The sequence below is a fragment of the Chitinophaga sp. RAB17 genome (genome assembly GCF_052114225.1).
Lineage (GTDB): Bacteria > Bacteroidota > Bacteroidia > Chitinophagales > Chitinophagaceae > Chitinophaga.
The window spans coordinates 169,211-183,504 of the sequence record NZ_JBFREI010000008.1 but is presented as its reverse complement, the minus strand read 5'-3'; the positions used below and the strand labels follow the sequence as shown (position 1 = coordinate 183,504).

Here is a 14,294-nt window from a genome sequence, read left to right as displayed (position 1 = left end):
CTAAAACTGGAAATAGATGGGAATCATTGGCTGGGTGCTTTTTACCTGCACCAGCAACCACATAAACACCACCATAATGGCTACGCTACCTGCAACAGGTAAGCGTCCCAATACTCTTTCCATAGAGAATTCTGCTTTGGAAGGCAGGAAGTGTAATACAAAACCCATCACCATTACCCAGAACACCGCTGTATAACCGTTGTACAGTTCCACCGCAATTTCCGGCTGGAAGTCGTAGAACACCTGGTGTATCAGCGACCAGGCATCATGGAAGGTAGCTGCCTTGAAGAACACCCAGCAGAAACACACAAAATGGAAGGTGATCAGGATACCCAGTATTTTGAAGAAGGTGGCTTTCCCACCTGAAATCACTGTTTTACTCTTTTTCAGCCAATCGATGCGCACCTTATCTATGGCCAATGCACCGCCATGCAGCGCACCCCAGAAGATAAAGTTCCAGCTGGCACCATGCCAGAAGCCACCAATCAACATGGTCAGCGCCAGGTTAATATACTGACGCACCTTGCCTTTACGGTTACCTCCGAGCGGAATGTAAATGTAATCTCTCAACCAGCTGGATAAAGAAATATGCCAGCGGCGCCAGAACTCTGTAATAGAAGAACTCTGGTAAGGAGAATCGAAGTTAGGCGGAATCTTAAACCCGGTCCAGCGGGCAATACCCAGCGCCATATCAGAATAACCGGAGAAATCACAATAGATCACTAACGCATATCCATACACGCCGATTAAACATTCCAGGCCCGTATGCTTACTGGGATCATCAAAAATATATTGTACAAAGTTCTGGTAGATGAAATCCGATATCACTATTTTTTTAAACAGCCCTGCCATGATCAGGTACATCCCCTTACCGATATCTTCTGAGCTCAGGCGGTAGGGCTGCGAGATCTGCGGGATAAAATCTGCCGCACGCACAATAGGCCCCATCATCAGTTTCGGGAAGAATGAAAGGAAGAACAGGTAGTCCATGAAATTGCTCACCGGCTTAATTTCATCACGATACACATCTATCGTATAGCTCAGGTTCTCGAATGTATAGAAGGAAATACCGATAGGCAGAATTAAGCTTAGCGGATGTATATGCCCGGATGTAAAATCATTGACAATACCAATGAAGAAGTTGGTGTACTTGAAATAAAACAACAACCCGATATTCAGCAGGATACTAATGACCAGCAAAGATTGCTTCTTTCTTTTATCCTGACTCTCATGAATCCACCGGGATAAATTAAAATCTACGATCGCGGAAAGTATTACCAGCCCTACATAGTAACCACAGGCTTTATAAAAGAAATAAAGCGAAAACACGGTATAAATCCACACTCTGGCAGTTTTACTTCTGCTGGCAAGCAGATAGCAAAACATGAACAAAGCAAAGAAATAAAAAAAGAAGCCACTGTTAAAGAGAACTGGATTCTTCTCATTGTACAACAGCTCTGCAAGCAGCTCATTAACGTTGATGATCATCGGAGGTAACTGGATTTTTCTTTGTTTGCTGTAAATAATGTGAGTAAGACTGCTGCAGGGCTTCGTATAATAATTGTCCCTGCACCTGGTATCCTCTCACATTAAAATGAATATGATCTGGCGCCCACGCCCCTGCAAATCTATCTTTCTGCGCTTTATTTACTGCATTAAAATTCCAGCAGGCAATACCATGCTGTCTGGCATATCCCATGATTTGCTGAGTGACCATGGAGATATATGGGTTTGGATAATACGCTGTATGATATATCATCCTGTATTTTTTCTTACCTATTTTCTTCCGGACACCTTTCCTTACAGCACGCATACAATCCGGCGGAGTAGTCAACAAAATATTTACGGCAGGATTTTGTTCCCGGATGAGTGTAACGGCTTTATCTATTTCATCTCTGAAGGCCAGTGGGTCCAGTCGGCCGTAAGCTTCATTCGTACCCAGGGAGATGATGACAAGCTGAGGTTTTAGCACGGCCATCTGCGCCAGGAGGATATTACTGATTTCATTGTAATGCTGATACATCGCACCGTTAATACCAACGCTATGATACAGCACACCATTACGTCCGTTCTGCATCACAGCGCCGTAGAAGCGGAAAGGGCCGTTGCCGGTACCTTCCCATCTTACCTGGAATGACTGGGAGGTTTGCAAAAAATCCAGGGTAGCCATACTCAGGGTAGATGAACCAGGAAAGGGTGCAGGCGTTACCGTTACCGAAGCATCAGGAGCTACCACCGTATTATTAGTATTTCCGGCATCATAAAGCAATTGCACCTTGCGGAAATTATTATCCATGTTACCATCCGGCTTACCAGCGAAAGACAGGTTGGGTGCATCATTCTGAGAAGTAATAGCAATAGCGCCAGGTCCAAGTACATCCGATTTGTTACGGTCTACTACGCGTTCCGACGACCATCTCACAGTGCTGTTCCACCTGAAATCTTCCGGACCATTGGTACCGGCCAGACTGTAAGGGAAAACATATCCTCTGCCTGCATAACCAAACTGCTGTTGCAGCAGGCTTGCCGTTGCCAGCGGGAAATAGCCTGCCTGCACATGGGAATCTCCCAGGTGAAGGATGGATATTACATTACTGTCTGCTGCAGAAAGGGAGTGAAAAACATTGTATAGCGCAGTGTCCTGCTGAATGTTGTTGACGTTTACCTGTTGTGCATAAGTTGTAATACCGGCGAGTAACAATGATAGCACTGCCACCCATCTTTTACTAAGGTTGTTGTGCCAGCCTGTATTCATTCATAATAGCTTTATAAAGCAGCGACCCTACTTTGGCTGCTCCCGTTCTGTTAAAGTGTGTATAGTCCTTGTTGGCCATCACCGTATCTCCCTCTACCCACTTTACCATGGATCCCTCGCCACCCATTGCGGCATAGAGATTCCAATACGCGGTACCGTGACCGGCAGCCAGGTCATGCTGTACTTTCAGCAGTGCTTCAACGCCTGGTGCGGTTATATATTTGTCAGCTTTTCTATAAGATTTATCTGCGGCACCTATGATCAGGAAAGAGGTTCCCGGCAGATCCTGCCGCAGAGAATCCAGGACTTTCTTCATCGGGCGCTCAAACCAGCTATAGTCGGTCAACTCCGGGCGGAACAATATATTGGCGCCATAGTGCATCACGATGAGATCGTACGGGCGTTCCTGCTGCATGCGGCGTACCATGTCGGCCGACAGGCGGCCCAGTTCAATACCACTGATACCTCTGAATGAGTAGTTATCTACATAAATACCATTGCCGTTCTCAAAGCAAAGTCCATAAAAAGGCTGTGCGGCACCGGAGTAGCGGAGCATTACAGACGGTTGTGCAGTATCCTGTTGCAGATCCAGCCTGTTTACTTCTGCATTTCCTGAAAGCGTATAGGCTTTATCGTTAATGGTAACGGTGCCAGCACTTGCAGGCCCGTATAAAAGTGATACCTCCTGGAATTTATCCAGCAGGGGTTTCTTCACGGGAGAATACTTTACCCAGCTGTTACCGCCGGGGTAAAAGGTATGTCCTGATAAACCCAGTGTAATATTGGAAGGGGGTGAATTTTTATAGTGGTAATCTTTCCAGTCGGTAGAGAACGTGTGGGTGATCGTTGTTCTGAAAGAAGCCACTACAGAGGTTACCGGCACAAAGCCTACACCTGCGCCACCAAAGAAACGCTGCAAACTGTCGCGCAGATCGCTGGTGATCAGGTCGCCCTCAATCATGGAGTCACCGAAATAAGCAATACGCACTTTGCGGCGCTTGCCTGCTTTCAGTTCTTTCAGGGCTGCCAGGAATTGCCTCATACCTACCACAGAATCACCTGGTATTGGGGAAGCATAATCCAGGATGCCCGTGTACGACATAAAATCATGTGCCTTGTCCGGATTGGGCACATGAGGATTGCCAGCAATACTATTGCTGTCTAAACCAGAAAGCTTACTGCTGTCGTTTCCGGCAGCAGTAAGCTTTTGGTTGTCCGGGGAAGGAGGAGTTGCTCTCAGATCTGATAACATATCCACTTTCCGGAATTGAAAGTCTTTATATGAAAAGCTGTAATTAAGCTGTGAAAGCCCTAACAGGCATACTAATGTTCCTAAAATAATATAGAACGGATAGGCAGACTTATTTTTGCCGGACATAGTTAATAATCAGTTAGCACATCACTGATCGCCAGCTGCCGGCATGCCTACGGTTAACCATTGTTTGGAGTCCGTTGCCACGCTATCCATGCTTGCGTCCAGCTTATACAATTTATAGCGGTTAATAATATTAGTCACTCTTCTTATCCACTCATGACCGGCAGAGGAATAACCACTATGGTTCATTTTCTTGAGCCATACGGAAAATTCCGGGTTACCTTTCATTTGCCCAAACCATTTTTTACTTGCCAACAGCTCCACAAAATGCTCATAGGAGGCCATGTCAGTTACATATTGTTTGTACACAGAATGGTGTCCTGGCTTAATCTGAGAAATGTTATTCTTACCTACAATTCCAAAGTGGTTATGCAGCAATTTCGCATTTCTACTGGTTCCGGTACCTGATTCCAGCATGGCTATTCCAAGAATAACACTGGCCGGGATACCCGTTTCCTGCATCAGCTCTACTGATACTGGTTTAAATTTCTTTAAATAATTGTTTGTGGATTGTTGTGCAAACCCAACATTGCTGAGCATTAGCAATAATAACACCGCACATAACCATACTGTCCTCTTAAAGAATGATGAAATTCTCATGGTAGTACTTTTTGTATCAGGTGATAGTTTTCTCTGTGTTTTCAGCATCACTTTCTTCCTCACATATCAACGATGATCACACCGCAATATTACTTTAAAAATTTAAATAATACGTCTCTTCTTCGTCTTCTTATCTATCCCGTTAATCGTTTGTTAAAAATATTGTACCCTTATATTTGTGCTAATCCCCTTTGATGCGGCAATGTGCCATACCAAAGGGGATTTTTTGCTACAAAAGCCTAGCTTCTTGCAAAGACTATACCAACATCGGCTGTTAGCATGTGGCCGCTAGCTTTTAGCATATTGTTATGGCTAATAGCTAATGGCAAAAAGCTATTTCACCAGACTGATTTTCAATTCATTAAGCTGCTCCTGACTGATCTCAGCAGGTGCATCCAGCATCACATCGCGACCTGAGTTATTTTTCGGGAAAGCGATAAAGTCACGGATACTTTCACTGCCACCCAGTAGCGAACACAGACGGTCAAATCCTAAGGCGATACCTCCATGTGGTGGTGCACCATACTCAAATGCACCTAACAGGAAGCCAAATTTATGTTCTGCCTCTTCTTTGCTCATTCCCAGGGCTGCAAACATCTTTTGCTGCAGGTCGCGCTGGAAAATACGAATAGAGCCACCACCTATCTCTGTACCATTTAATACTATATCGTAGGCGTTTGCCTTGATTTTACCATATTGGGAAGGATCATCCATCAGGGCTATCTGCTCTGGCTTTGGCGATGTAAACGGATGGTGACGGGCCACCCAGCGATTCTCTTCTTCGGCGTACTCAAATAACGGAAAGTCTATTACCCACAACGGTTTAAACTCGTTTTTGTTGCGGAATCCGAGCCGTTCGCCCATTTCAAGGCGGAGTTCGCTGGCAGCTTTACGAGTGCGCTCTTCCTTGCCAGCCAGCACCAGGATAAGATCTCCGGGTTGCGCCTGACATTTTTGCGCCCATAATTTTAATTGCTCCTCGTCAAAAAACTTATCCACAGAGCTCTTTAACGTGCCATCGGTGTTGTACCTCACATATACAAGGCCACTCATACCAATTTGCGGACGCTTCACCCAGTCTGTCAGCTCATCCAGTTGCTTCCGGGTGTAATCCACACAGCCTTTCGCTGCAATGGCCACTACCAGTTCTGCATCATCAAACACTTTAAAGCCTTTTTCCTTTACAGTATCGTTCAGGTTAACCAGCTTCATTTCAAAGCGGATATCGGGTTTATCGTTACCATAATACTCCATGGCATCATCGAATGTCATTCTTGGGAACGCATCCGGGAACTCGATTCCTTTTATTTCTCTGAAGATGTGCTTCAGCATATGTTCAAAGGTGGTCAGGATATCTTCCTGGTCCACAAAGCTCATTTCACAGTCGATCTGCGTAAACTCCGGCTGACGATCTGCACGCAAATCCTCATCCCTGAAGCATTTTACGATCTGGTAGTAACGGTCATACCCACTCACCATCAGCAATTGCTTGAAAGTTTGCGGAGACTGTGGCAGTCCGTAGAACTGGTTAGGGTTCATACGGCTGGGTACTACGAAATCGCGGGCACCTTCCGGAGTAGAGTTAATCAGGAAAGGCGTTTCTATATCCATGAAGCCAGCGGTATGCAGATAGTTACGTACAACACGTCCTATATTATAGCGCAGTTCCAGGTTCTGTCTTACTGCATTACGACGGAGATCGAGGAAACGGTATTTCATACGCAGTTCATCGCCACCATCTGTATCATCCTGAATAGTAAACGGCGGTGTTTTGGCCGCATTGAGGATGGTAAAATCACTCACTGTGATTTCAATATCACCAGTGGGAATATTTTTATTCTTATTGGAACGCTCGGTTACGGTACCTCTTACCTGGATAACAAATTCACGGCCCAGGGGCTGTGCATCCAGTTTGGCATTCAGGCTTTCACCGAATAACAATTGAGTAATACCATAGCGGTCTCGCAGATCAAAAAAATTGATGCTGCCAAACTTTCTTACTGTCTGTATCCATCCGGCCAAAGTTACTTCCTGGCCCACCTGTTCCATTCGTAATTCCCCGCAAGTGTGCGTCCTATACATGCGTAAATAGTTGATTTAGTTAGTTTTATGGTTGACATACGGGACAAGCTGTCATCAAATGGCGACCACTATCCAGTTGTTCACTTAGACCCATAAGGGGGGCAAAGATACGGTTTGGATCGGGCATTTTATGCCCGATGTATGTTAAAAATATCGTTGTAAGGCTATTTCCGGCATCAGTGGGGCATTGGCAACAAGCACATCCCTGAAATGAGCCGCCATAAAAGGCGCTAACGAACACCCCTTCGTACCAAGTCCGTTAAATATCCCAATAGCAGGGTAATTTGGGTGAAAACCAGCAATAGGACGCCGGTCATTTCCGGAAGGTCTCACGGCCGACAAATGGCCTACCACCTCATAAGGCACCTTTAAAAGCTGCCCAAGCCGCTGCTCCAATACTTCCCGCTGAGTAGCTGTTGGATGGTCATCTTCATAATCCCATACAAAAGAAGACCCCGCCCAGAACACCCCATTTTCCTGAGGCACCAGGGTAATACCCTTCTTTATAATATCAGTTGTTTCCAAACCCGGTACTTTCACCAGCAACACTTCCCCTTTATTGGGCAGAAATTTGACCGACTTAAAAAAAGAAAGTGCCGTAGTGGCAACTCCATCACAAAAGATAATCTTGTCGGCTTCTATATCTCCATATATAATACCTGTAGAAGAAATCTCCAGGGCGGCCATATCAAAATGCGTTTCCAGCAATGCCTCCTGCTCTATTAAATACAGCCGGTAAACGGGCAACAGCGATCGCAGGTTCACTGTGGCCCCATTCACAATCGCTGCACCAAAAGGCTGATCCAGGAACGCTTCATACTTCAACGCCGCCGGCAATTCTGTATAGTCATTAACAGTGGTTTTGTTTAAAAATGCCTCCCGCATCTGAGCAGATGGGAACACTGTCCATAGCTGACGTTCTGTGAAAACCGGTACCTGCAACAAAGCCGAAAGCTGCGAATAGGTATCTTTTGCAAACGGATAAATGGTATCATACATCCAGGCCGGCTCAAAGCGGCGGCCAGACACCGGGTTAATAATCCCGGCAGCCACCCTGGAAGCACTGTTGGATTTGGCGTCATCGATAACGATTACCTTTTTCCCTGCCTGTAGTAAGAACCAACTCAGCATAGTCCCCGCAATTCCCTGCCCTATAATAAGGTAATCTGCTTTTTTCATGGAAAACAAAGATAGAAATTACGAATTAGGAATTACGAATTACGGATTTGTAAGTAGATAACATCGGATAATATCCGCGTTTACCATCTACCCACAAATCCGTAATTCGTAATTCCTAATTCGTAATTCTCCCTACTCGGTCACTTTCACATTTAATCCCGCACTGTGCGCAGAAAACTCCGGCGCGTACATACACTGTGCAGTGCTGATGCCATTGGAGAACTTACCCTGATGCGTAACGAACAGCGCATATTCAAAGACGTAGGTTCCTTTTGGCAAATAGCTGAAGAAGAAATCAGTAGATGCATCCTTAGTGCTTTCATAATAGCTCAGTCCACCCTGCCATTTGCTGGCGCTGATCACATTGGTGGGCTCAAAACAAGCCGCACGCATGTCTTTCAGGTGAATGTACTCCATGGTTCTGTCGGCACGCAATACGATTCGCACTTTCACCTTATCACCTACTTTCAGTTCATTACCATCCGTGATTTTAGTCAGTACCGGCCCTTTATCACTGTTCACTTCTATGAACAATTCTTTTTCCAGTACCAACGGCGTTTTAGCCGTAGTGATTTTGTCCAGGTCCTCGAAATACTGCCAGTACACTGCACCCCAGGAAGGCTGTCCTTTGCTGTCCTTTACGGTAACGCTGATATTGCCCATATCGGCTTTCACCGCTTTACCATCAATCTTTTCCTTGAAATATCCGGTGCCCGCTTCGGTAGTAGCAGGTTTCACGGTAGTAGTACCTAACTGCACAGTTACTTCCGGGCTGGCGGCCAACCAGTTGCTGCCTTGCAGTAACATGGCATAACAGGCGTCTGCTGTAGCTTTGGTAGTATTCCAATTATTGGTTTGTTTATTTTTCAGCAACCATGTTTTCAGGTCAGCTACTGCTTCCGCATCTTTACCTACTACCTGGAAAACTTCAATCAGCAATGCCTGTGTTTCAATAGGGGCCTGCTGCCAGCTGTAACCAGCCGTTACATCTTTCCAGTACATCCCCATTTCCTTGCTGTTCATCGCCGTTTCTTTCAGCGATTTTAATATAGCCTTTGGCGTTATTGCATCCCCCTTTCTGAAGAGCGACAACGCAATCATACCTTGTGCGTACCTGTTTTGTTTGGTCCAGTATTGTTGTTCCTGCGCAAAGAAGAAATCAAATGATTTTTTCATGGCAGCAGGCACCGGCCGGTCAAAGAAGCTGCGCGCATACAGATAGTGGATCTGTTCCGCACTGATCTGTTGCTGCTTCAGGTTGGCTTTCACTTTTAAAAGATCGTAATAATCTTTATCCAGTTTTTTATCCAGGTAGTCGATGGCTTTGCTGGCCATGCTGATGGCTACCGGATCTTTTATCTGTGCCAGTTGTTGCAGGTGACCAATTCCTGCTACTATATATTGCGTAATGAAGCGGTCTTCCCACATACCGGAGAACCAGGAGAAAGCGCCATTAGGTAATTGTTTGGCTGCCAGCTGATCCAGTGCTGTTTTCCTCTCTTTCTGCATACGTTGCAAATCGAACAACAGTGCAATGTTCTTTTTCTGCTGTGCTTCACTCTTAGCTTCCAGTACCCACGGTGTTTGCTGCAGCAATACGGCTTTCAGCTCTTCATTTTTTTGCAGGTTGCTCTGCAGTGCTGCGGTATCTGAAATTTTCCACTTTTCGAAAATGGTTTTCAGACCAGGCGTTGCATCTGTAATATGTGTGGCCAGTGCGTTTGCATAGTAGCGGTTAAATACCTGTTCTGCACATTCATAAGGATACTCCATCAGGTAAGGCAATGCCTGTACAGCATACCAGGCTGGATTACTGGTGTATTCTACCGTTACTGCATGTTGTACCAATGTTTGGGAACTATCACTATGCAACAGCTTTTCGAAAGTAAAATCATGTTTACCATCACCACGAACCGGCAGTGGCAGGGCTTCTGTTACCATCATCCGGTTGGTTAATACCGGCAGTGCATTTTCTTCTCCATCGCTGAAGTTGGCTGCCTGTGCAGTAACCCTGTAAATCAGTGCGCTCTGGAAACCATGCGGTATCTGTATAGGGAAACTCACTACGGTGCTCTGTCCTGCTTTGGCAGTGAAATGCTGTAGTGGGAAAATATTCTGGAACCATCCGTCAACCGGCTGCATGGTAGTCGCATCCAGCAGTTCCAGGTGGGCCTGTCCTATCAGTAAAGTATCGGAGAGGTTGCTCACTTTAGCGGTGAACTCCATTTTATCGCCTTCACGTACAAAGCGTGGTGTATTAGGCTGTACCATCAGCACTTTCTGCGTAACGATACTGGCGCTGGTCATGCCGAAGGACAGATCTTTTGTATGGGCCAATGCCTGGAAGTTCCATTTGGTTAAGGCTTCCGGCATGGTGAATTCAAAAGTGATGTTACCTTCCTTATCTGTACGGAGATCCGGGAAGAAGAAGGCTGTTTCCTGGAAGTTTTTGCGGATGGATGGAGCGGGAGTTTCATTGCTGGCAGATTTGTCTGCATCAGCTTTATCCTTAGCCTTTCCATAGCCAACTGTGACCACAGACTCTGCCAGAGCGGCTGATGGGGGAGCTGGCGCAGAAGCCGCATCCTGTAGCACAGCCTCATTTTGTATTCCTCCTACTCTACCCCTTACAGCACCGGCCACACTTTTTTTGCTAAGCATAGCCGCCATCGGAGCACGCTCATACATCCTGTCTCCCCCTCCTTCTTCCATTACCCAGTCAAACAGGTTTAACGCATCATACGTTTTGCCTTCACTGGCATAACCAGGTGTTTCATGTTCATACTGAAGCGAGGACACTTCCATTTTGAAGCTTTCATTACCATTAAACTGTGTAATACCATTGGCATTGGGATAGATATATGGAATGCTCCAGTTATGCTTCACGAAGGCATCTAAAGAAGCATCGTACATAGATGCCAGCATTTCCGCCGCTACTTTTTCGTTTTTGTAACCGGAAATCTGAGCCGTCCATTTTTCCTTTTCGCCGGGTAATAGTTTATCACGATGTGTACCGAGTTTTACCTGCAGCTCCTTGTTATCCCAGGGAACAGAAACATCCATTTGTCCGTTAAATACACGGTTATCTTTTACAAACACATAAGCTACCTGTATACCTCCTCTGCTGTTTTCTGTCACCGGGTATTCCAGTTTTTTAATATCAGAAAGCTCCAGGCTGGTGCGCTCTTCTTTGCTGATAGCTGTCACTTTGGATTGAATGATATGGAGATCTTTGGCAGATGTACCTAATAAGATCTCTGCTGTTTTTCCAGGCTCCACTGCAGCTTCTGATTGATAAGACCACAGATAGGCAGGAGCAGACAGACTTTTAGCTTTTACATCAATTAACTCGAAAGTTGTTTTCTGTATCACCGGTTCATTGTTCTTGTCTTTCGTGCTTACTTCCAGTTCATAAAAACCAGGTGCTAATTTGGATGTATTGAACACAATCTTTCCATCCGGGCTGCTGGCAACGGTTTCGTTCACAACGGCAGCTTGGCGGGCCCACGTTTTATCATTGGCTTCGTCTTTATAAATATCTACCGGAAATGCCTGTACGTAGCTGGCTTCATCCATTACAAACTGGTCAGGTGCTTCCCAATAGCGTGGGCGCAACAGGCGTTTGTTAGGTTGCAACGGCTTCAGTTGCAGTGAGAAAGTAGCTGGTTCATAAGCACCATTCAGGTTTCTGGAGAAGATCCTGATATCCTGTAAGTCCTTTTGCTCCATGCGATCAGGTGCATTCACCGCTATTTCCATAGACTGGTAACCCACGCTTACGGATTGGTCCCCACTGCGGGTTTCTCCATTCAGATCGGTTACATCGGCATGTACTACATAGGTAAAAACAGGCTTGTTGGCTGGATCTACCGTCTTATCTGTGATAGCAGGGAATTTCACCGTAAATGCGCCATTGGCATCTGTAGTGGTTTCTCCATGTATGATTTCACGGGAAGAACCGTATGGGATGGATATCTTATAAAATAACCAGGGATAAGGATACCGTACCCGGCGTTCCACCCTGTATTTTACTTTGGCACCATCTATATTGTTACCGGCATAGGCCAGTGCTTTGGCGGTGGCGGTAACGGTATCGCCTAAACGATAGCTGCTTTTTACGGTATCAAATGCTACATAAAACTTAGGTCGTTTATATTCTTCTACTTTGAAGGCAAGAAACGCATCTGCTTTATCACTCCTCAGGCTAAAGCTGCCATTCATACGGCCTTCCGGTAATACAAACTTTCCGGAATAAGCACCGTATTCATTGGTGGTTACTTTGATAGAGTCTACCTTATCTCCATTCACATCATACAAAAACAGGGTAGTCTGGTAGTTGGCAAGGATATCGCTCTGTGTTTCTTTGGAACGCTTCTTTAGCACGATTCCTTTGAAGTAAATGATTTGACCCGGGCGATAAATGCTTCTGTCGGCGAAAAGAAAGGTTTGAGGGGAAGGCGCCGGAGCATTCTCACCCTGCGTATAGAAGTATTTATAATCATCTTCATATAGTTCATCCGCACCATTCTTCCAATGCAGGCGTAAGCGGCCACCCTCTTTAGTGGGAGCCAGCTTTACACTACCGTCTTTCCCGGCCACCAGCGATTGTTGCAGGATCCAGTTATCGTAGTCTCCACCATTTCTCAGCTTCTTCACATCAACGGTTATTCCACTCAGTGGTTTACCGCTGCTACGGTCCAGGGCATAATAGGTATCATTATTTTCTACGTAGCCGATGCCGGATACCCAGGTCAGGTGTACGGCAATAGGATTATCTTTTACGACAAACTTAGGGTCCACACTGGACAGTAGCATATAATGTCCTGCCGGCAGGGCGTCTATCTTTATTTCTGCTTTATGGGTAATGTAATCCTTAGGGTCTGGCAAAACCTGTTCCCATGCTTTTACCACAGGGCGACCAAGGATCATTTTCAGGTAAGCATTTTCTTTAGTGCTATAGTTATTCTGCGCCTTTTGTAATGATTGCAAAAATGCTTCATCTACCTTTACGATGCGCAGGTATATTTTATTAATATTCTGGTATCTCACGAGGGCGCGGAACGGGAGTGCCGGTACGTTTACGGCCTCTGTTACCAGTTCTATGGACATTGCCATAATCTGGTCCCGTATCATGGCACAAGCGATACCGCCGTCGGATTTCGGAGCCAGCTCTATAGCTTTATCGCAGATGGCTTTAGCCTTTCTCATGGCTTCACCTTTTCCCTCTTTCTCCGATTGACCCTGTTGCAGGTAATAAGCTGCCTGTAACTGCAATACATTGGTTACTTCCGGCTGGCCGGTGTAGGCCAGTAACATCTGGTCCAGCGCCTGCAGGTAAAGTGTTTCTTTATTTTCCATTACCGCCACCTGATTCATGTAGGAGATTCTTTCCACATCAACGTCCATTAGTGCGGCTTTATCGCCGGCGTGTAGGCGGATCAGTTCCTGCAGAATCAGCAGGGCATGATATTGCAGGGAAGTGCTATCCGTAGTGGTAAAATGGTGTGCGGCAAAAGTTGTTGCGGGAGCAAAAGCGGCGGGATCTGTCAGCTCAAACTGGTTACCCGGTTTGGTTACCCCCGATTCGTCGTACTTGAAATAATCCAATGCGCGATGCGCGAGCAAATCGTATAAGGTTCCCCGCAGCGCGCGTGTATTTCCCTTATGAAGAATGGGATCAAACGCAGAGAGGTCGGTCTTTTCCAGCAGCGCTTTATCCGACAGGGAAGCCTGGTAGGTAGCTGTAATTTGCTGATGCAGCTTATCGGCGCCCCAGGTGGTGATGTCCGTTCCTTCATCATTGGCGATGGCGGTACGGTTATAAAACCGATAGCGGTTATGCCGAAAATACTGGAGCAACATATCCCCTTTGATACTTTGCAATATGGCCTTTTGGGCACCGGTGGCGGCAGCAATCTGCTGGTCCATTTTCTGCATATTCTGCAGGGTGCTGCTGTCGTTGATCTGGGCGTTGTACTTCAGTTGGAAGATCAGGGCCTTGATTTGTTGCACAGTTGCCTTGTCTTTCACTGCGTGTGCATAGATGTCGTTAGCCACTTCCAGTGCGGACTTAGGCAATCCTTTTTCTTCCAGCGCGGCTATCTTCTTCCAGGAGTTATCATAATTAAACTGGGCCATCATCTTGTTGCTACTAAAGATTAAAACAATGAATATTCCGATGAATAAACGCATATAGGATCGTTATTTACAGTAAGTTACTTCTTTTAGAGAGGATGCAGGTACCTCCATGGTTTCCATAAATGGGGACAAAAAAGGGTGAAAAGTGATGGAATGACTCCCGCT

Annotated in this window: 7 protein-coding genes; all 7 read right to left on the bottom strand. The window is 45.9% G+C overall.

From position 1 onward, the window contains the following. Entirely contained in the window at positions 1-1,488 is a 1,488-nt protein-coding gene (locus AB4Z08_RS24730; RefSeq protein ID WP_441576465.1) for an MBOAT family O-acyltransferase, read from the bottom strand. After that, a complete protein-coding gene (locus tag AB4Z08_RS24725) occupies positions 1,472-2,755 on the bottom strand; it encodes a GDSL-type esterase/lipase family protein (RefSeq protein WP_441576464.1) in 1,284 nt (427 codons plus the stop codon). The genes AB4Z08_RS24730 and AB4Z08_RS24725 overlap by 17 nt, the downstream gene beginning before the upstream one ends. Continuing rightward, complete coding sequence (locus AB4Z08_RS24720) at positions 2,727-4,133, bottom strand: hypothetical protein (protein ID WP_441576463.1); 1,407 nt, start codon at positions 4,131-4,133, stop codon at positions 2,727-2,729. Before AB4Z08_RS24720 ends, AB4Z08_RS24725 begins: the two co-directional genes overlap by 29 nt. Before the next feature lie 21 nt (positions 4,134-4,154). Next, complete coding sequence (locus AB4Z08_RS24715) at positions 4,155-4,730, bottom strand: glucosaminidase domain-containing protein (RefSeq protein ID WP_441576462.1); 576 nt, start codon at positions 4,728-4,730, stop codon at positions 4,155-4,157. A gap of 333 nt (positions 4,731-5,063) precedes the next feature. Continuing rightward, the gene (gene aspS / locus AB4Z08_RS24710; protein ID WP_441576461.1) at positions 5,064-6,812 is read right to left on the bottom strand and encodes an aspartate--tRNA ligase; all 1,749 of its coding nucleotides are present in this window, start codon (positions 6,810-6,812) and stop codon (positions 5,064-5,066) included. A 144-nt stretch (positions 6,813-6,956) separates the two neighbouring features. Continuing rightward, positions 6,957-7,991, bottom strand: coding sequence for an NAD(P)/FAD-dependent oxidoreductase (locus AB4Z08_RS24705; RefSeq protein ID WP_441576460.1), 1,035 nt, complete (start codon positions 7,989-7,991; stop codon positions 6,957-6,959). Positions 7,992-8,123: 132 nt separating this feature from the next. After that, positions 8,124-14,183, bottom strand: a complete 6,060-nt coding sequence (locus tag AB4Z08_RS24700; protein WP_441576459.1) for an alpha-2-macroglobulin family protein — start codon at positions 14,181-14,183, stop codon at positions 8,124-8,126. Positions 14,184-14,294 lie beyond the last annotated feature (111 nt).

Bases quoted from the DNA above. Each gene is read 5' to 3' on its own strand.
- AB4Z08_RS24705 (WP_441576460.1), bottom strand. From the start codon at position 7,991: ATGAAAAAAGCAGATTACCTTATTATAGGGCAGGGAATTGCGGGGACT.
- AB4Z08_RS24700 (WP_441576459.1), bottom strand. From the start codon at position 14,183: ATGCGTTTATTCATCGGAATATTCATTGTTTTAATCTTTAGTAGCAAC.
- AB4Z08_RS24725 (WP_441576464.1), bottom strand. From the start codon at position 2,755: ATGAATACAGGCTGGCACAACAACCTTAGTAAAAGATGGGTGGCAGTG.
- aspS (WP_441576461.1), bottom strand. From the start codon at position 6,812: ATGTATAGGACGCACACTTGCGGGGAATTACGAATGGAACAGGTGGGC.
- AB4Z08_RS24720 (WP_441576463.1), bottom strand. From the start codon at position 4,133: ATGTCCGGCAAAAATAAGTCTGCCTATCCGTTCTATATTATTTTAGGA.
- AB4Z08_RS24730 (WP_441576465.1), bottom strand. From the start codon at position 1,488: ATGATCATCAACGTTAATGAGCTGCTTGCAGAGCTGTTGTACAATGAG.
- AB4Z08_RS24715 (WP_441576462.1), bottom strand. From the start codon at position 4,730: ATGAGAATTTCATCATTCTTTAAGAGGACAGTATGGTTATGTGCGGTG.